The organism is Vibrio sp. 10N.261.51.C6 (genome assembly GCF_041471785.1).
Taxonomy (GTDB): Bacteria; Pseudomonadota; Gammaproteobacteria; order Enterobacterales; family Vibrionaceae; genus Vibrio; species Vibrio crassostreae_C.
Window position 1 is genome coordinate 19,031 of sequence record NZ_JBFRPB010000057.1, and the last position, 19,905, is coordinate 38,935.

Annotated in this window: 17 protein-coding genes; 7 read left to right on the forward strand and 10 right to left on the reverse strand. The window is 46.0% G+C overall.

Going from position 1 to position 19,905, the window contains the following annotated elements:
* Positions 1-47: 47 nt before the first annotated feature.
* Together AB4375_RS15885 and AB4375_RS15890 are read left to right on the forward strand one after the other, a co-directional pair.
* A complete protein-coding gene (locus AB4375_RS15885) occupies positions 48-1,028 on the forward strand; it encodes an alpha/beta fold hydrolase (RefSeq protein ID WP_017061023.1) in 981 nt (326 codons plus the stop codon).
* Between the two features lie 182 nt (positions 1,029-1,210).
* Positions 1,211-2,038, forward strand: a complete 828-nt coding sequence (locus tag AB4375_RS15890) for a Cof-type HAD-IIB family hydrolase (protein ID WP_372051978.1) — start codon at positions 1,211-1,213, stop codon at positions 2,036-2,038.
* A gap of 87 nt (positions 2,039-2,125) precedes the next feature.
* Here the strand turns inward: AB4375_RS15890 and AB4375_RS15895 are convergent, their stop codons facing one another.
* Positions 2,126-2,593: an EVE domain-containing protein gene (locus AB4375_RS15895; protein WP_372051979.1), complete on the reverse strand. Its 468-nt coding sequence runs from the start codon at positions 2,591-2,593 to the stop codon at positions 2,126-2,128.
* Positions 2,594-2,632: 39 nt separating this feature from the next.
* Between AB4375_RS15895 and AB4375_RS15900 the strand changes: the two genes are divergently transcribed.
* Positions 2,633-4,177 carry a COG3650 family protein gene (locus AB4375_RS15900; protein WP_372051981.1) on the forward strand — a complete coding sequence of 515 codons (1,545 nt, stop codon included), beginning with the start codon at positions 2,633-2,635 and terminating at the stop codon, positions 4,175-4,177.
* Positions 4,178-4,179: 2 nt separating this feature from the next.
* Positions 4,180-4,776: a tRNA-uridine aminocarboxypropyltransferase gene (locus AB4375_RS15905; protein ID WP_017061019.1), complete on the forward strand. Its 597-nt coding sequence runs from the start codon at positions 4,180-4,182 to the stop codon at positions 4,774-4,776.
* A 145-nt stretch (positions 4,777-4,921) separates the two neighbouring features.
* Here the strand turns inward: AB4375_RS15905 and AB4375_RS15910 are convergent, their stop codons facing one another.
* The 8 genes from AB4375_RS15910 to lptM form a co-directional block, all read right to left on the reverse strand.
* A complete protein-coding gene (locus tag AB4375_RS15910) occupies positions 4,922-7,402 on the reverse strand; it encodes an EAL domain-containing protein (RefSeq protein ID WP_017063759.1) in 2,481 nt (826 codons plus the stop codon).
* 192 nt (positions 7,403-7,594) lie between these two features.
* Entirely contained in the window at positions 7,595-10,093 is a 2,499-nt protein-coding gene (locus AB4375_RS15915) for an EAL domain-containing protein (protein ID WP_372051983.1), read from the reverse strand.
* Between the two features lie 168 nt (positions 10,094-10,261).
* Entirely contained in the window at positions 10,262-10,978 is a 717-nt protein-coding gene (gene yigB / locus AB4375_RS15920) for a 5-amino-6-(5-phospho-D-ribitylamino)uracil phosphatase YigB (protein WP_372051984.1), read from the reverse strand.
* A gap of 15 nt (positions 10,979-10,993) precedes the next feature.
* Positions 10,994-11,926, reverse strand: coding sequence for a tyrosine recombinase XerC (gene xerC, locus AB4375_RS15925; RefSeq protein ID WP_017061015.1), 933 nt, complete (start codon positions 11,924-11,926; stop codon positions 10,994-10,996).
* Complete coding sequence (locus AB4375_RS15930; RefSeq protein ID WP_372051985.1) at positions 11,895-12,593, reverse strand: DUF484 family protein; 699 nt, start codon at positions 12,591-12,593, stop codon at positions 11,895-11,897. Before AB4375_RS15930 ends, xerC begins: the two co-directional genes overlap by 32 nt.
* Positions 12,594-12,637: 44 nt before the next feature.
* Positions 12,638-13,468, reverse strand: coding sequence for a diaminopimelate epimerase (dapF, locus tag AB4375_RS15935; protein WP_017061013.1), 831 nt, complete (start codon positions 13,466-13,468; stop codon positions 12,638-12,640).
* Between the two features lie 11 nt (positions 13,469-13,479).
* A complete protein-coding gene (lysA, locus tag AB4375_RS15940) occupies positions 13,480-14,733 on the reverse strand; it encodes a diaminopimelate decarboxylase (protein ID WP_017066756.1) in 1,254 nt (417 codons plus the stop codon).
* A gap of 42 nt (positions 14,734-14,775) precedes the next feature.
* Complete coding sequence (lptM, locus tag AB4375_RS21680; RefSeq protein WP_017068592.1) at positions 14,776-14,892, reverse strand: LPS translocon maturation chaperone LptM; 117 nt, start codon at positions 14,890-14,892, stop codon at positions 14,776-14,778.
* A 75-nt stretch (positions 14,893-14,967) separates the two neighbouring features.
* On the opposite strand from lptM, the gene cyaY reads away from it, so the two are divergent.
* A complete protein-coding gene (gene cyaY / locus AB4375_RS15950) occupies positions 14,968-15,282 on the forward strand; it encodes an iron donor protein CyaY (protein ID WP_017061010.1) in 315 nt (104 codons plus the stop codon).
* A gap of 72 nt (positions 15,283-15,354) precedes the next feature.
* On the opposite strand, the gene AB4375_RS15955 is transcribed toward cyaY, so the two are convergent.
* Positions 15,355-17,883, reverse strand: a complete 2,529-nt coding sequence (locus AB4375_RS15955; protein WP_017068591.1) for a class I adenylate cyclase — start codon at positions 17,881-17,883, stop codon at positions 15,355-15,357.
* A 344-nt stretch (positions 17,884-18,227) separates the two neighbouring features.
* Between AB4375_RS15955 and hemC the strand changes: the two genes are divergently transcribed.
* Positions 18,228-19,166, forward strand: coding sequence for a hydroxymethylbilane synthase (hemC, locus tag AB4375_RS15960; RefSeq protein WP_017061008.1), 939 nt, complete (start codon positions 18,228-18,230; stop codon positions 19,164-19,166).
* Between the two features lie 2 nt (positions 19,167-19,168).
* On the forward strand, positions 19,169-19,897 hold the full coding sequence (locus AB4375_RS15965; protein ID WP_372051987.1) for a uroporphyrinogen-III synthase: 729 nt from the start codon (positions 19,169-19,171) through the stop codon (positions 19,895-19,897).
* The last annotated feature ends 8 nt before the right edge of the window (positions 19,898-19,905 follow it).

Here is a 19,905-nt window from a genome sequence, read left to right on the forward strand (position 1 = left end):
ATTAGTAGCAATAAAGCTCTCACACGCATCAGTTCAGGTAATTTCCCATGGAAAACCACAGCGAAGCCACCTTCCCTTACACTCAAGAACCTCAGTTCGATCATGCGATTAAACACCCGATCAACGCTCTTTGGCAACAAAGAAAAGAGGGGTTTTTAACATCGTCTGGTAAAAAGAAACTGTACTGGTGCAGCCTCACCTCAGAAAAGCACAGCAAAGCTATTGTGATTTCAAATGGCCGTATCGAATGCTGCCAAAAATACCAAGAAATCTTTTATGATTTTTATCAACAAGGCTATGACGTTTATTCATTTGACCACCAAGGTCAAGGCCAGTCTGAACGTATGGTAACAGACTCTGACATTGGTCACATTCATGAGTTTGATGATTATGAATCTGACATGTCTGACGTCATTGCCAGTTTTGATCTCAGTAAGTATTCCAATCGCTACCTGCTCGCACACTCAATGGGCAGCACCATAGCCACTCGCTACCTACAAACCCATCCAGACCACCCGTTTGATAAGGTGACTCTGTGCGCTCCGATGTTTGGTATCAATACCGAGTGGTACCTGAAACCTATCGCGATGATCGTTGGACAAGTGCTTACCGCTTTTTATGCCAAGCCAACTTACGCGCCGGGCCAGCAAGCATATTATTCGAAGCCTTTTGAAAACAACTTACTGAGCCACAGTAAGGTTCGCTATCAGTGGTTCCGTCGCTTATATGACGAGTCTCCATCTTTGCAGGTGGGTGGACCAAGCACGCGTTGGGTGTGGCAAGGGTTAATGGCCGCCAAGCAAGCAATTCAACAAACTCGTCAAATCAAGATCCCTCTGCTATTGATTCAAGCTGGGGATGAAAAGATTGTCAGTAACAGTGCTCAAGTAAAGTTCATCTCTAAGCTGAAGAAAACCAACTCTGATTGTCAGTTTAAGTTGATTGAGGGTTCTAGGCATGAGGTGTTGTTTGAGCAGGATGAATATCGCAATCAAACACTGGATGCAATCAATCAGTTTTTCGCCTAGAGCTAATAGGCTAAGCAACCTACCAAGAAAATAAGCGCTAAAGAGGAAGAGAAGTAAGTGAGCTTTGCCCTCTTTTCTTGCATGAATTTGGCATACAATTTCTACCTAGAGATATTGTAGTTAAAACGATTCTAGCGCTGGCTAGCGTCAATATTGGTTAAGCATTTTGCAATGAGGGTTAAATGAGTATTCCTGCACTAAAAGATTCCGTGAAAATTGTTGCTTCTGATTTAGATGGTACGCTTTTGGCTCCCAACCATCAGCTAAGCGACTTTACCAAGCTAACGCTTAAGAAATTACACGACCAAGGTTATACCTTCATCTTCGCTACGGGTCGTCACCACGTCGATGTGGCGGGTATTCGTCAGATAGCAGGTATTCCGGCGTACATGATCACTTCAAACGGTGCACGCGTGCATGACCAAAACGATCAACTGATGTATAGCCAGAACGTACCTCAGGAACTCGTTCAGCCAGTTATTGATATTGTGCGCCAAGATCCAAACCTCTTTATTCACATGTACCAGAATGAAGATTGGTTACTAGACCGTGAAGATGAAATTTTGGCTAAATTCCACAGTGAGTCTGGCTTTAGCTACAAGCGCTTTGAAGCTGAAAACGCACCAAGCGAAGGCATCGCGAAAGTCTTCTTCACACATCCAGAACAAGACCACGAATATCTCGTCACGTTTGAACAAAAGCTAAGAGATGCTTTTGGCGACAAACTGAACATCGCCTTCTCTACACCTTGGTGTCTGGAAGTGATGGCAGCTGAAGTCTCTAAAGGCCACGCTCTAGACGCTGTTGCAAAATCACTAAACCTGACTCTGGATAACTGTGTTGCCTTTGGTGATGGCATGAACGACGCTGAAATGCTGGCTATGGCGGGTAAAGGTCTAATCATGGGTACATCACATGAGAAAGTGATGAAAGCACTACCTGACAATGAAGTGATTGGCAGTAACGCAGACGATGCCGTTGCTCACTACCTAGAAAAGCATCTGCTCTAATCTCGCTCGTTGAACAGATCTGAATAAATAAAAAGGCAGCCAACTGGCTGCCTTTTTTGAACCTTACGTAAAAAGCTCTCTCTAACGCTATCGAGAACCTAACACTTCTTTGCTTAAGATTGCCTGCCACTCTTGTTCGGTAACCGGCATGATCGATAAGCGATTACCGCGTTTCACCAAGGGCATTTCGGAGAGTTCAGGCATGGCTTTAAGCGTAACCAAAGGAATCAAGCGCTCAGTCAATCGCACAAACTCGACATCCACCATGATCCAGCGTGGGTTATCGGGTGAAGACTTAGGATCGTAGTAATCACTCTCAGGGTCGAACTGAAAGTGGTCTGGGTAGGCTTCTCTGGTTACTTTAGCGATCCCCGCTACGCCAACTTTTTTACATGATGAGTGGTATATCATCACCAGATCGCCAAGCTTGACGTCATCACGCATCATGTTTCGAGCCTGATAGTTGCGTACACCCTCCCAACAAGAGGTTTTTTGTACTCTAAGAGTCTGAATAGAGAAGGTGTCGGGTTCTGTTTTAAATAACCAATATGCCATAATAAATCCAATTAACGGTTGCTCCGAGGAAGATATAACATGAAGGTAATGAAAAACCCAGTGACATGGCTAGTCGCGTTCGCTCTACAAGGCTGTGTTACGGCACCTGATACGCCGCAACAACCTGAACAGCCCCCAGCAAACTTGGATGAGCCACTGAGCATTCAACCGCAAACCTTCATCATGCGTGGTCAGGTGGTGGTTGGCCATGAAAGCCGAACCTTCACTCCTTGCGGTAGCCAACAACAATACTGGTTAGACTTATCTCCAGAGTTAGCGTTAGAAGCACAAGGGCTCTCAACGAGACCTTACCAAGCCTTATATGGCGAGCTGATTGGTCACCTAACCGTGCCGAGCCAAACGGGTTATAACGCAGATTTCACAGCGCGTTTCGTGGTTGACCAAGTGAACATCCTAACCGCAGAAAACCCTGATCGTTGTGAGCAACCCTTGCGTTCAACACGTGTATTCGGCAATGAACCTTTCTGGTCAGCAAGCTTCGATAAAGACCAGCTCAAATACACTAAGATGGGCGAACAGCCACAGTTCCTCGATATTGAATCAAGCCGCACCACACCAAGCAGTCGTGATTACCAATTAGAAGGTAAAGCAGCGCAAGGCAAACTCAACCTTACAAAAGAGAGTTGCAGCGACGGCATGAGCGATTCGATCTATGGCTGGGAAGCGAAACTCAACCTTAATGACAACAAATACAACGGTTGTGCAACAGTATCTAACCAAGATCCAACTCTGGACTGGAGCGGACTCTACTTCGCTAGCTCAACGCAAAACTCAGGGTTCTCTATCAACCTTGAACTCAACAATGACCACAGTGCTATCACGACTTATTCATACAGCAATGGAGACCCTTCTATTGTTGAACAAGGCTTCTGGCAGCAACTGAACCAAAATCAGGTACAAGTGGTTATGACTCGCCACCAGCAACAATATTTGATCTCCGAGCGCATCTTCACACTCGATAATGGCAAGCTAATCGCTGAAAAAGAGAAAGTGGGCAACGTGGTGTATCCGATTGCCAATGGCGGTCTGGTGCTATTCGAAGCTAAGAGTGCGCAAGCACAAGTAAACACCACCACTAACGTTGATCTAACCGCAAAGCAGGTGAACTCCAGCGATCAACTTGATCCAAAAGTCGACCAAGCGATCCGCGAATACTTTAAGATCAACAACAGCTCACCTGACGACACTAAATACCGCTGGTTAACCTACGACCTCAACGGCGACGGTAAAGAAGAGCTGTTCGCCCAACTCGATTGGTGTGGTTCTGGTGGCTGTACACTGCTAATTTTCGAAAACCATCAAGATAACTGGCGCTTCAATAGCCGAGTGACACTGGTTAAGGGCGACATACGCTTAGGTAAATCGCAAAACCACGGCTGGCAGGATCTGATCTTCAATGTCAGTGGCGGCGGTGCAACACCGGCGAAACACACACTTTCATACTCTGGTGTCAGCTACCCGCTAAACCCAAGTGTCGCTCCAGTTGCAGATGATGCTGATATCAGCGACGTGGTTTTGTTTGCTGATGGTATCTCACCCGCACAAAGTGGAGTTAAGTTGTAAACATGAGTAACCAACAAGCTTGCCATGGTTGTAGCTTCACTCACCAATGTATTTGTCACCTGATACCTAGTGTCGCAAGCCAAATCGATCTTGTACTGCTCACTCATGAGAATGAACTGTCACGCGATACCAATACAGGGAAGCTGCTTCAGCAATCCCTTGATCAGTGTCAGTCCATTGTATGGCAAAGGAAAACACCACCAGCGGAGCTCATCGCACTGCTTGACGATGAAACACGACAACCGTTTCTTTTATTCCCAAGTGATCAAAGTGTCGAGTGCCAGCAAGCTGTAATGACCCAAGCCCAGAGCCGTAAGCCGCTATTCATCATCTTGGATGGCACATGGCAAGAAGCGAAGAAGATGCTTAACAAGAGCTCGTGGTTACAAGCCGTTCCGCAAGTTCACCTCGATATTACCAGCGAATCTTCATACACCTTGCGCCGCAACCAAGACAGTGGCCACTTGTGTACTTGTGAAGTGGGTATTGAGTTACTCAAATCTTTAGGTGAAAGTGAATCTGCCAAGCTCATTGATGACTACTACCAGCATTATCTAAAAGTGTTCCACGCCGACAAGTGTGGCCACGCCCTCAAATAGACCAAGCAGGCGCGCGGGAAGGTAAAAACACATTTCAGGACGAGACAGACACTAAAAACAAAAAGGGTGAGCCATAAGCTCACCCTTGTTACATCGTATTTTCGTTATTGAGCCAACCAGTGTTTCACGTGAAACGCTCGCTCCATCAAAACAAACGCTGAGGTTGACCAAAGTAATACCCTTGCAAGTAATCGACCCCCATGTCTTCAGCAATACGGCACACCTGCTCATTATGAACGAACTCCGCCACCGTCTTAGCATTCAGAATCTGGCATAAGCTCACCAACTGCTGAGCGATCTTGCGCTGCTTTTTATCTTTATCAATATTGCGAATCAAACTGCCATCAAGCTTGATCACCTGTGGTTCTAGCTTCAATATCTCATCAATGTTCGAATAGCCCGAACCAAAGTCATCAACAATAATATTCACACCAAGATCGCGGAAGTGATTACACACCTCAATCAAGCGACCGTAATCCTGAATTTGTTCCGTTTCTAACACCTCCAAGCCAATACGCTGTGGGTGACTGATTTTCTTGATCGCTTGTTCAAGGTGAAGAATGGTTTTCTCATTGCTGAAATCTTGTGGCGCTAAATTAATTGAGAACGAATCGGTTCGCTGACTCATAAAATCGAAGGTGCGCGTTATCATCTGACGACTGAGGCGTGTATAGAGATGGGTTCCTTCAATGATTGGCAAGAACTTACCCGGTGCAATTAACTGGCCGTCCTCTTCAATTCGAACCAAACACTCGTAGCTCTCTACCTGATGACTGTGTGCTGAAACTATGGGCTGAGAGCACGCCACAATATTCTGATTAAGCACCGCGCGACTCACGCACGACAGCCAACCAAGTTGCTCTTGGCGATGCTTCTCCAATTGAATGAGTGCCTTGGCGCTCACTAGGTGCTTGTTCTGGCTGACAGCGCTGCGCCTCGCATCAATCGCCTTCAACAATAAGTCATCAATAGAGGTAGTCGGGAAATCTCGACGGCTGGCGATACCCGCACAGATAGACACCGACAAGTAATCAATATCGGGTAAACCGGTAGGCTCAAAATTCACATGCTCGGTTTGATCGGCAAATTCCGAGAATCGCTGATGAATATGTTCTTGGCTCGCCCAACTATCAAACACCACCGCCCACTCACCAATACCGATACTGTAGAGCTGACAGCCCTCATCAAAGAACTGCCACAGCGCCTTTTGAAAGTACTCACTCAAATCATGCAGAAGCTTGTCACCTACTCGATAACCATACTTCTCATTGATCTGACCAAAGGTCGTGACCTTCAAAGCTAGTAAGTGGCTATCACTGCTCATCTTCGACAGTTTCTCACGCAGCACACTTCGATTGGGTAAACCTGTACGGTGATCAATTCGATAGCTTGCCGTCAATGCAGTGGCTTGCTGCTGAATCTTACTCGCCATGCTGTTGTTCATGTCATCGACATCAAGCAGTGCATTTCGGATCAATGAAAACAGAGGGGATATGTTGGTCGCGGGTTGCGTCTCTAATGGCAATACTGCCTTACCCTCGCCTTCTCTAAGCGCAAGATAAGTGAGGCTATGGTGCAAGATTCGCTGTTGGCCATTCTCTTGATAAAGTTCTCCCATGCAGTAAACGCCATAGCTGTCGGCCAATTTTTGGAAAACCTCAACCTCTTGGTTGCCATCAATAAAGTCGATACGAGATGTACAGTTATAAATGAAGAACTGTTCTGGCCTATGAGAGGCGATCTGCTGCACGCCCAGTCGTATCTGCTCTAAGGTCAGTGATGGATGGTCATAACAAAACCGGACCTCATCGCCCACTTGGAACAGGCCGCTGAATTCTATCTCTCCACTTTCCGTTACCTTGAGCGGTAAGTGAATGTTTTGCTCTTTCGGGTCACCGACCATCAAGGGAAAGTTATGCAGTTGCTCAAAAGGCACTTCGAGGCCATCAGCGAGGTAACGATTGTAGAGTTCGCGAACAGGCATCCCATCCAGTTCCAACAACCGGTTCTCTTGAGCACCTGTCACTCGAAAAGTTCGACCAATCGGATTCCATTCAGTGTAGTAACCCTTAGCGATGGAGAGCTCAACACTGTGCAGCGCCAACATCACATAGGCATTTTCATAGCAAATGCCGTCTAACATCACCCATCGCCCATTATCTGTGATGGTCGATGCACCGCCACAGATCGGTAATGAATACATCGACTGCTCAAACGCTGAAAATAGATCTCGGTTATTTATCTGCAAGCGGTCTGCGAAACAGATGATGCTTTGAGTATTATCATTGCACTCAAGCTGTTGCCACATAGCGTGGCTATCGAGCAATGGTTGTTCGCTATATTCGACAACACCACAAGAGTAAGACGTCGCGTCAAAGCGGGTAACAATCAGATAAAGACCTTGGTGCAGGATGACACCTTGACTAATGTAGTGGTTAGCACTGCAACCAATCAATTTGGCATTGGGAAAAGTCGATTGAATCACTTGGCAGGCAGCCAAAACAGAACCTTTCTCGAAAGACGAAAACACCTGAATCAGTAGGCTTTCATGTTGATGAAAATCTATCTTTTCCAATTCACGTTGGGTTTGCTCAATGTCTTGTATCAGGAGAGAAGTCGACTGCATATTCACATTAATCGTTACGTTAATGATTTATTATTGTGCTTATTGTAGATAAGGCTTGCACGGAATACTTGCGATCGCGTTATGAATAATGTGACCTTAGTTAGACATCATTCATTCCGCCAAAAAGCAGTCATTAATGGCGGCGCAGTACTTTTATAGCCAGTCGTTACACAATGCGGGAAGCTTTAACTGCTAAAACAGTCGCTTAGGCTCACCGAAGTAGTAACCCTGCAGATAATCGACACCCATTTGCTCTGCTATCTCACAAACCTGTTGGTTATGGACAAATTCAGCGACCGTTTTGGCATTGAACACTTGGCACAAACGAATCAACTGAGAGGCTATGTTTCTTTGTTTTTGATCTTTGTCGATATTACGAATCAAGCTACCGTCGAGCTTAATGATCTGTGGCTCAAGCTTAATGATTTCCTCGATGTTGGAGTAACCAGAGCCAAAGTCATCAACAATGATTCTCGCCCCGAGCGCACGGAAGTGATCACACACCTCAATCATGCGACCATAATCTTTAATCTGCTCAGACTCGAGAACCTCTAGGCCAAGTCGAGTGGGATCGTTCATAGCACTGATGGCGGTCTCGAGCACCTCAAGCGTCTTGTCGCTCAACAAATCTTGCGGGGATAGGTTGATAGAAAATGGGCTTTGCTTATCCGCCATATAACCTATGGTGTTCTTAATCATGTGTCGGCTGAGGCGAGTGTAAAGGTGCGTGTCGGCAATGATAGGTAAGAACTTACCTGGTGGCACAATGGTACCGTCTGACTCCATGATTCTGACCAAGCACTCTTGGCCAATCATTTCGTGAGTACCGGACGCCACAATTGGCTGGGAATAAGTGATGATGTTCTGATCTAAAATCGCACGACTTACACAGCTCAGCCAGCCGAGTTGCTCTTTACGATCTTCTTCACTCACCTGAATGTCTTTAGCATTGGTGATGTGAGTGTTATTCCTGACCCCATAACGTCGAGCTTCGATCGCTTTTAATAAGATCTCATCACCACTATCGGTTAGGAAATCGCAACGACTAGCGAAGCCGCCACACAGAGAAACTGACAGGTAATCAATATCAGCCAAACCATATGGCTCAAAATTTATGTGTTCGATGTCATCGGCGAACTCAACGAAACCTTCTTTTATTTTCGTACTACCAACACTAGCATTGAAGATAATCGCCCACTCTCCAACACCAATACTGAATAGCTCTACCTTCACGCGAGGCTCTTTAACCACACGAAGCTGTAATCGCTCGATAAAGTGATTAGACAGATCGAGTAGCAGCTGATCCCCCACTTGATAACCATACTTCTCGTTAACCTGATGGAAGTTGGTTAGCTTTAAGGTCAGCAGATGTTCACTGAACAGAATCGTATTGAGGCGCTCTTTCAGTACGATACGGTTCGGCAAACCAGTACGCGAGTCAATGCGATAGCTTTCGGTTAAGCGACGCGCTTGTTGATGGAGTTTCTTTTCCATCTGAGTATTCATACTGTCGAGATCAGCGACTGCATTTCTGACTAGGTTAAGCAATGGCGACACGGTTGAGCCACACTGAAAGTCTTCGCAATGAAACTCTTTAATCTCGTCAGACTCGCGCATAGCGATATAAGTCAAGCTGTGGTGCAGTATCTCTTGGCGGTCTTCATTACGGTATAGCTCCCCCATGCAGTAGGCACCACATGTATTCACTATCCCTTCAAATGGCTTGAGCTCAAGTTTACTGTCGATAAATTCAAGTCGAGATACGCAGTTATAAATGATCACCGATTCAGGCTGATGCATGGCTAGCATCTCGGCACCGTGGTGCACCTTTTCTGCAGTGAGCGATGGGTGGTTATAACAAAACTGCGCCTCTTCACCGACATGCCAAGGGCTATCAAACTCAATACTGCCATCATCATTAATACGTAGCGGCGTCGAGATACCCTTCTTTCTGCCAAGTTCTCGATAAAGTGGAAAGCTCATCAGTTGACTAAAAGGAAGGTCTTTGCCATCCGCAAGGTAATGTTTGAATACTTCAATAGCCGGCTTGTCGTTCAATGCGTATAAGCGATTTCCGATTGCGTGTGTGACTCGTAGCTTCATCCCAATCGGGTTCCACTCAGAGTACGCGTCCGACCAAACCTTCAATCTTGGGTTAGTCAGAGCCACAGCAACACAGGCGTGCTGGTAGGTTTGCTCGTTATACATAACCCAACGGCCAAATTCATTCTCATGGCACAGTCCACCAGCTATCGGCAAGGCGTAAGGCAAATTTTCAAAAGCGCTATAAATAGGATAATCACGCCCTTCAACCTGATCGCACAAGCTGATGACCGTTTTGGTTTCTTCTGTAAGGCGCAGCTGAAAAGCTAAGTCTTGGCTGTCTTGATTTGGATTGCCGGAAAAAGGCTGGACCGCAGAGGTTAGATGGGTTTCGTTGAACTCACTGATGATGACTAAGGTGCATGCACTTTCAAGGCAATTATCACAGATAACATGACGAGCACTCTGGCCAATTAGCGTCGCATTATTTAAACGATTGAGGGCAACACCCGCGATTTGACGAGCTAGATCTGAAGATTGAGCTGAGAAAATTTGAATAAGGTACTGTTTGCTGTCACACCATTCTCGCTGATCAAATTGAGCTCTAAATAACGCCTCAGTATTTGCGAGAAATGTAAATGTTTGCATGCCAACCCTTGTTCAAAATCGAGTGAAGTAACAACCCGCAACCACTGCTATGACTGAAATGAATCGATAAAAAGTAGTCGCCAATTATCCTAGCCTAATCAGGCTTTTATAGGCGACTAATGTAACAATTCAATAGCATAAATGCGACACAATAAGCTTACCGAGCCATTAAATTAGTCGCATAAGATCGCTAAGTTGGTCTATTTCAACATCAGGGAGCACACTCGCCTTCGGGGAGCGGTATAAATTGGAACCAGTGTCATTAAACCAGCACGCTTGGAAGCCATTTTGCTTGGCTCCATAGACATCCGTTTTGAGGTGATCGCCAACATGAAGAATATTCTCAGCGTCACAACCTAGGTGTTGCTGAGCTTTTTCAAACATATCTGGATAGGGTTTTGCTCTGCCATCAGGGCCGGCTTTAAGGATTAATTGAAAGTACAGCCCTAAGCCAATTTTGTGTGGATCGACATTGCCATTGGTAATCGCAACCAGAGGAATACGTTGGCTAAGTTCAGTCATCACTCGATGCGTTTCTTGAGGGACATCGACTTGATTACGCAACCACAAAGCATGTTCTATCCCCTCACGAGCCGCCTGTTCAGCTTGCTGCTGAGAGTAGCCCAACTGCAGTAAGCCACTCTTAATCTGTGTTTCACGCCAAACAGTAACATCATGCTTTAAAGCTGGGTTTTCAGAGGCGACTTGCTGCTTAATGCCCTGCCACTCTTCAAGCGATAAAGAAGCCGACACTGGGTGCTTTTGGTAAAGCCACTGCGCCATCTCTTTTTCTACCTTCATGATCACAGGCCAGTTGTCATACAGGGTGTCATCCAAGTCAAAGGTCATGGCTTTGATGGGCTTTAACCCTCGATAAATTCGCATAGTAAACCCTTTAATCTAATCTTTATTCTTCTTACGAGCTCTCGGGTGAGCCTGATCATAAGCTTGTGCTAAGTGTTGGAAATCTAAGTGGGTATACACTTGGGTCGTCGAGATGTTTTCATGGCCAAGCAACTCTTGCACAGCACGAAGATTTTGGCTCGATTCCAGCACATGCGTTGCAAAGGAGTGACGCAGTTTATGCGGGCTGATGTGGCTCGCGACAGATTGCTTCTTGCCCCACTCTTCCATGCGCTTTTGCACGCTGCGGTGAGAGATACGAGTCCCGAGCTTAGAGACAAACAGCGCGGTTTCACCCGGTGAAGCCAATTCACCACGAACTTTGAGCCATTTATCGACCCACTCTTTAGCTAAACCAGAAAAAGGCGCTTTGCGTTCTTTGTCGCCTTTACCAATCACTCGGATTTCGCCTTGTCGACCCAACACATCTTTCAGATTGATGCCGACCAGTTCTGCCAGTCGTAATCCAGCACCATACATCACCTCCATCATCGCTCGATCACGAATCGACAATGGATCGTCCTCATTCACATCAAGCAGTTGACCCACTTCATCAACATCGAGGTTTTTAGGCAAAGGGCGTTGTTTGCGAGGTGCAGAGACACCTTTGGCTGGATTGGCGGTCATTTCGCCACGCAACACAAGGAAATCAAAGAAGCTGCGCAGTGACGATAAGCGCGTTGCAATGCTGCTCGCTTTCATTCCCTCACGCATGCCTTTACTGGCCAGTTGTCTGACCCACGCCGCATCGACTTGACCCCAATCCTTTAGCCCTAGAGTGACTAAATGACCGGCCATGGTTTCAAGTTGTTGTTTGTAATTACGTTGGGTGTGTAGGCTGAGTCCCTTCTCGCTTCGGAGATATTCATAGAAGCGAGAAAGTGGCTTTTGAAGGCTGTTAGGAAGAGGTATTTTGGGCTCTAGGCTCATTATTTATCTGCCAAGGTAAGGTGTCCGCCAAATGAGCGACAACAAGTGCTAAATGGCGTAAAAAGAGCGTATCCATATGGGGTTGGAAATGTCCGCCATCTTCACTAGAAAAGGCGAGCAAACCCAATGGAGACTGCTTAGCAAGCGGTAGTACTACATAAGAGCCTAGCTCTGGAACTGGATAATCACCAAACAAATCGTGTCTGTCGGCTTTTCTCAAGCGTCCAAGATAAGCATCTTTGCCATTGAAATGGTTAAGCGAAAACTTCGAATAACCCTCAGCACTCAACTGATAAAAGCCAGATTGCGAAAGAATACGAACATGAGCCTTAAGCCCAAGATCTAACGCTTTTTGTTCAACGGCTTTTATCACCTGCATGAAGTCACTGCATTTCAGCACTTGCGCTTGCAGATCCATAAACTCATAGAAGGTTTTATCGTTATTTGCTGCCAACGACATCAAGTCAGTGATCTCTTCTTCAAGCTCTTCGATTCGATGACGTTGGCGTTTAAGCTGAACCTCAACCAGAGAAACAGCGCCCTGCTCAACGTTATTGATAGCAAGGCGATCAACCAAATCTTTTCGGTCTTGGAAAAAATCTGGGTTATCACGTAAATATTCCGCGACCACTTCTGCGGTGAGTGCGTCGGCTTCAACGTAAGACAAAACCTATCCTTTATTTTTATGAATATATTTGTTTTGGGTCGTTATTAGCAAGAAAGTTGACCATCAAACACATGCGTTGCAGGGCCGGTCATAAACAGAGGTTTACCCGGGCCTTGCCAGCTAATGTGTAAGTCACCGCCTGGTAGACGAACCTTCACATTCTCAGCCAGTAAGCCTTGAGTGATACCCACTGCAACTGCGCCACACGCTCCGCTGCCACATGCCTGAGTTTCACCCGCGCCGCGTTCGTAAACACGTAGACGAACTTCTTCACGGTTAACGACCTGCATAAAGCCAGCATTAACACGCTCAGGGAAACGTTCATGTGATTCAAGTAGTGGGCCTAAGGTGTCCACATCAGCCGTGTCGACGTCATCAACCACGGTAACCACATGTGGGTTACCCATGCTTACCGCACCACAGAATAAGGTGTGTACATCCGTTCTTAGGATATACGTCTTCTCTGGCTGCTTGGCCTTGAATGGAATCTTGCCGGGTTCGAACTCAGGAATGCCCATGTTCACCGTGATCAGGTCATTCTCTTCAATCTTGAGAACCATTTTACCTTTCTTGGTACTCACGTTGATGCTGTACTTATTCGTCAAGCCTTTCATGCGAACGAATCGTGCAAAACAACGTGCACCATTGCCACACTGCTCCACTTCACTGCCATCCGCATTGAATATGCGGTAATGGAAATCAGTTTCTGGATCATAGGGAGCCTCAACCACAAGTAACTGATCAAAGCCCACGCCAGTGTGACGATCCGCCAAGCGACGGATCAAATCTGGAGAAAAGAAAATATTTTGAGTAATGCAGTCCACGACCATGAAATCATTGCCCAAACCATGCATTTTAGAAAAGTGGAAGTGCATAACGCTTAAAATTACTCCGGAAGAATGTTTTCAAGTTCCCACAGACTCGTAAGCTCTTCACGCTGACGAACCAAGTGAGTTTTATCGCCATCCACCATCACTTCAGCCGCACGCGAACGAGTGTTGTAGTTAGATGACATCGCGAAGCCATAAGCACCCGCTGAACGAACTGCTAGCAGATCACCTTCTTCAAGAACAAGGTCACGATCTTTACCTAGGAAATCGCCTGTCTCACAGATTGGGCCAACCAAATCGTAAGTCACAGTTTCACCCTGACGAGGGCTCACAGGAACAATATCCTGCCAAGCTTGGTAAAGTGCTGGGCGCATTAGATCGTTCATTGCTGCATCGATGATGGCAAAGTTCTTGTGCTCTGTTGGCTTGAGGAACTCGACTTTCGTTAATAATACACCAGCGTTAGCAGCAATCGCTCTTCCAGGCTCGAAAATCAGCTCTAGATCAGAATGATTGTCTAAGCGAGCCAATAAAGCTTTCGCGTAGTCAGAAGGCTGTGGTGGTAATTCATCACGATAAACCACACCCAAGCCGCCACCGACATCAAGGTGTTTGATGTTGATACCGTTAGCACGTAGCTGGTCGATCAGCGCAAGTAGGCGATCGGTTGCATCGATGAAAGGTTCGATATCCGTTAACTGAGAACCAATGTGGCAATCAATACCATGGATAGACAAGTTATCGAGTGTTTTTGCAAACTCATAGACAGCAGGAGCACGGTCGAAAGCGATACCAAACTTGTTATCACGCAGACCAGTAGAGATATAAGGGTGAGTGTTCGCATCAACGTCTGGGTTGATACGCAGTGAAATCGGCGCTTTAACACCAAGCTCACCAGCTACTTTATTCAGTCGCTCTAGTTCTGGTTCAGACTCTACGTTGAAACACTTAATGTTCAACTCAAGCGCACGCTTCATTTCAGCGGCTGTTTTACCGACACCAGAGAATACAACTTTTGCTGGATCGCCACCGGCAGCAACCACACGCTCTAGCTCACCGCCAGAAACGATATCGAAGCCAGAGCCCAAACGAGCCAAAGTATTCAACACGCCAAGGTTTGAGTTAGCTTTAACGGCATAACACACCAAGTGCGGATGCTCACCAACCGATGAATCAAACGCATTCCAGTGGCGTTCTAATGTTGCACGAGAATATACATACAGCGGTGTACCATATTGCTCTGCTAGTTGTGAAAGTGCGACGTCCTCAGCCCAAAGCTGGCCATCTTCCTGATAGTTGAAGTAATCCAAAGTTCTTATCCCTTATAAATAACGATTTCTGCGTGTTTTCACTTATTGTGATTGTTCGGTTTGCTGAACTTCATCAGGATCGTACAAAGGACCCGTTTGACCACAACCAGAAAGTCCAATAACGGACATCATAAATAGAGCAGTAATTAATTTTTTCATTTTGCATATCGTGATTATTAACTCAATGCCCCCTATAATCGCACCACACTCAGGAAAAGCAATAGGATAGAAAGGATGAACGAGACTGAATTTCATCAGCTGGTCGATATACAGATGCAAAACATCGAAGAAGCTATCGATGAATCAGAGGCAGATATTGATTACGAAGTGACTGGTAACGTGATGACGCTGGAGTTTGAGAACCGCAGCCAAATCATCATTAACCGCCAAGAACCAATGAAAGAAATCTGGTTAGCGTCTAAATCTGGTGGCTTTCACTTCAAGCTAGTTGACGACAAGTGGACATGTTCAAAGACGGGCATGGAGCTGTTTGAGATGGTTAAAGAAGAATGCGTGAAGCACGCAGGTGAAGCGATCGATTGGGTCTAATCATTTGTAAGCAAAACTAAAAAGGAGTGAATCAATCACTCCTTTTTTTAAAATCAATCGGGCTTAGTAAGACTAGATGTTAACTATCTTTGAGCTCCGAGAAGCTAAAGTTGCATCGTTACGATAAGGCACAACGTAAGAATTGCCTTCTTCAGGATGAACGATTTGGTAGTACTGAGGTAGGTTAAAGTTAATCAACTTAGACGACATCTTCGACTCATCTTTTACCGATGTGTAGAAAGAATTCACGCTCGCGATCATCTCATCTTTTTCACCGCTGTACTGGTGGTAGACCTCAACTTGGTTCGACTCGTCCAATACATAAATATTGAAGCCTTTGTCGGTATCTTCGAAAAAGAACTGAATCAAGCCCTCACTCGCAAAACCATCCACCACTTCTGGTAGCTGATACTCTTGCTCTTTATCGAGCATCAGTAAAGGTGAGCCTTTGAGCTTATTGGTTGAGATGCTACGGTAGAAATCGACCGAGTTTTCCAACATCTGTACCGACACACCACGACGTTCGAAGAACAGACCAAACATCTTATTAGCTAAACGAATAGCCTTAAAGCGGCGGCGCTTCTCGGGTTCAATCGGTTTCAATCGTAAATCGATACACTCAGCAAGCAGTTGATACACCATGTTACGCATCACACCACGCAGGTTTTTGCTGTAACAGAACACATCAACCGATTCTGGCGGTAAAGCATCTTGGTGCATTTTGCCAAGTACCGTCTTCAGCGCATCCAGCATTGCCGTATCACCTTGGAAATGCAGCGTACGTACTTCATGCCAAGAGTTACGATAAACCAAATCGACACTGCCGACTAAGCTCTTACCTTCCTCACCAAAGCTGAAGATATCGGCGTTCTTGAGGTCCACTTTTAATGCACGACCACTTAATTCAGACGTCGGGTCATTTTCAAAGTTGATGAACATCGCTAGCTGGCTTATCTCACACGGGCTCGCCAGTGCTTGCATACTTGGGCGACGCTTACGCAAAGAAAACGTATTACGCAGGTCGCTCACCATTTGATAGAACTTATCGATATCGATGTGAGCGTCACGTACCACAGAGTGCAAACGTGTCGACTCGGTAATCAAGCCATTAAAAAACGACCATGCTACCAACTTACTCAAGTACTCATGGTGCTCTAGAGAAGGCTGACCAAGAATGCGGTATGCAACCAGTGGCTGCTTATACAAGTACCAACCTGCTTTATTCGACTGACCCTGACGAACTTCGATGAAGCTCAAGTCGGGTTCATGCAGATCCGGAGAGATTTGCGGGTTCAGCAGTGTCACTTTACCTGGCAATACCTCAAACGCAGCGTAAAGCTTACGTGCCAAGATACTGATATCTTGTGGGCTGATTGCCGAAGTGATGTCGTTACGACGCGCAAATTGAATCAGATTACGGTAGCTCAGCATCAAGGCATCAAGCAGTGCATGGTGCACCACTTTAACCTGCTCAACCTTCCAGTTACGGCGGTTATCGAGCTCAGCAATGGTTTCATGTCCCCAATTCCAAGACTTAGTCATCTCAGTCAAGGCTTCACGACGCCACGCAACAGAACCAATGCCCGCATCTCGTGACAGCTTCTCGTGGGTCTTAAGATAAAAACAGCGTCTTACCAAGTCCAATCGAGTGTGGTCGTTAATGCGTTCTAGATAGCGCGTTACCTTTTCAAGCATCAGATAGTAGCTATCCATGCCATACAGATCCGGTTCATCCGCAAAGAAGCGGCGCTTGGTATCAATACTCAGCAGTTGGGTGTTTGGGTATTCCCATGAATAGGCTTCTAACAGGATCGCCTTCAAAACCGATTTATACGGTGAGTCGATACTCTTATAGAGCTGCCACAGGTTTGAACCAAAGTACTCTTCAGCGGGAATGCGATTCAGCTTGCCGAAATCGATCCACTGCGAGCAATCAAGATAGCCATCCTGACACAAACCTTGAACATACTCGTCGTAACACTCTTCCATTTCTGGCGGAATGATTTGCCACAACAAACGCTGACCAGCCAAACGAACCGCAGAGCGATAAAACTCATCAAGCAATAATAAGTGCTGTGAAGAACCACAGTTATCGCCGGTCATCTCTTCTGAATGGTTCGAACGGAAACGCTCTTCATCCATCAAGAAGAAGTTCGCTTCTACTCCCAAGGTTTCAGCCCAATCGGTAATCAAGAGACACTTGTTGGTTAGGCTATCGCGAGAGGCGCCATCCATATCCGGGGAAACACACACCCAGATATCAAGATCACTTGAAGTGCTTTGACCAATAGAAGAAGTACTACCCATGGTGTACAAGCCAAGGATTGCTGGTTCATCCGTCTCGGTGAGTTTGCCACCCAGCGTTAATTCGGTATCAGAGACAAATTGCTTTTGGAATTCATTAAGCGTGAAGCTACGAATTCCAAAAGGAACTTGTTGGTCATAATAACCAGGCATCATCGGGTGATTGAAGTGAAGCAGTGCGGGAATAAGGTTGAATACTCGCTGGCCTTGCACATTCATCAACGCCAACGCACGATCAATGCGCTGCTGATTTAGATTGTCTAATCGTTGAATCAAAGTTTGAGTGTAAGCCTGCAAGGTAAGTCCTTGGTTTGAGGTTAAGTGCAGTTCTGTTTAGTTACTGAACGAAAGGAGCAACAAAACGTGATCAATTTAACACTTTTACCCTTAATGGTAAAGCAAAGGAACCCGTCATACTGGTCAATTCCTTGATGACAGAAAGTTAAACTCACGGCGCCGTAGTGTCCTCTTTATTGACTATTTCTAATAATAGCCCATGTTTCAAATGAGATACTAATCACACTATTTTGGTGAACTCATGAAAATCTCTCAGCTATCAAAGTATGGAATGATCAAACAGTAAGAATTCTCGCCTCATAATGGTAGGATTAGGCTATTACAGAACCTATATCGGAAACACCATGACAAATTCAGCACCAATCCGTATCGCGACCAGAAAAAGCCCTCTTGCCCTTTGGCAGGCATACTTTGTAAGGGATGCACTGCAAGCTGCTCACCCTGGTTTAGAGGTTGAGTTGGTAACTATGGTGACCAAAGGTGACATCATCCTAGACACTCCGCTTGCTAAAGTGGGTGGTAAAGGACTGTTCGTTAAAGAACTTGAAGTAGCCATGCTAGAAGGTCGTGCTGACCTAGCGGTTCACTCAATGAAAGATGTACCTGTCGACTTCCCTGAAGGTCTAGGTCTGGTAACAATTTGTGAGCGCGAAGATCCGCGTGACGCTTTCGTATCAAACACTTACAACAACATCGACGAACTCCCACAAGGTGCTGTCGTGGGTACGTGCAGTCTGCGTCGCCAATGCCAACTGTTAGAATACCGCCCAGATCTGATCATCAAAGAGCTGCGCGGCAACGTTGGTACTCGTCTAGGTAAACTCGATGATGGTCAATACGATGCGATCGTACTGGCTGCTGCAGGTCTTAAACGTCTAGAGCTAGAAGAGCGTATTCGTAGCTTCATCGAACCAGAGCAGTCTCTCCCTGCTGTTGGCCAAGGCGCTGTTGGTATTGAGTGTCGCCTTGATGACGAGCGTCTGATTAAACTCCTTGAACCACTGAATCATAAAGACACGGCTGATCGTGTACTGTGCGAACGTGCAATGAACCTTACCCTAGAAGGTGGCTGTCAGGTTCCTATCGGCAGCTACTCATTATTAGATGGCGAAAACATCTGGCTACGTGCATTAGTTGGTGAACCGGACGGTTCTAAGATGGTTCGTGGTGAGATCTCTGGCCCTCGCAAAGATGCAGAAGCACTTGGCGTGACTCTGGCAAATCAATTGCTGGATGATGGCGCGAGAGAGATCTTAACCAAGCTCTACGTTGACCAAGAATAATCATGACAGTGTTGGTGACTCGTCCCGGTTCAGAGGGACAATCGCTTTGCCAACAACTAGCGGATGAAGGGGTTCAAGCAATCCATCATCCGCTGATTCGTATCGTGGATAATCCCAACTCTGCGGATTTAAGCACCCAGCTTAATAACAGCGATATCATTATTGCAGTCAGTCACCACGCCGTGGCGGCTGCCCAAAGCATCCTTTCAAAAACCTCATCCATTTGGCCTACTTCGCCGCTTTATCTTGGCGTTGGTCAAAAAACTGCGCACGTTTTAAGCAAAGTCTGTAAACAAAAAGTAAACTATCCTCAAGTTAGTGATAGTGAACATCTTCTTAAACTTACTGAACTTAATGGCGTAGAAAATAAGTCCATTTTGATACTACGTGGCAATGGTGGGCGTGAGCTCATTAGGGATTCTCTACTCAATCGAGGTGCACAAGTCTCTTATTGTGAGACCTACCGTAGAGAATATATTCCTATTAGCGACCACAATACCTATCAAACATGGATAAACAAAAAAACGTCCAAAGTTGTCATCACTAGTCAGGAACAATTGGAGTATCTCTGCTCAATTACCCCTGATGAGTATTTGGCTTGGCTTTCAACAAGACATCTATTTGTCCCAAGCCAGCGCATTGTAGAACGAGCACTGCAACTCGGTTTCTCGAATGTGACCAATACTCACAGTGCTACGAACCAAATATTACTGGCTGCTCTCCGGCCCTAGCTAGAAAC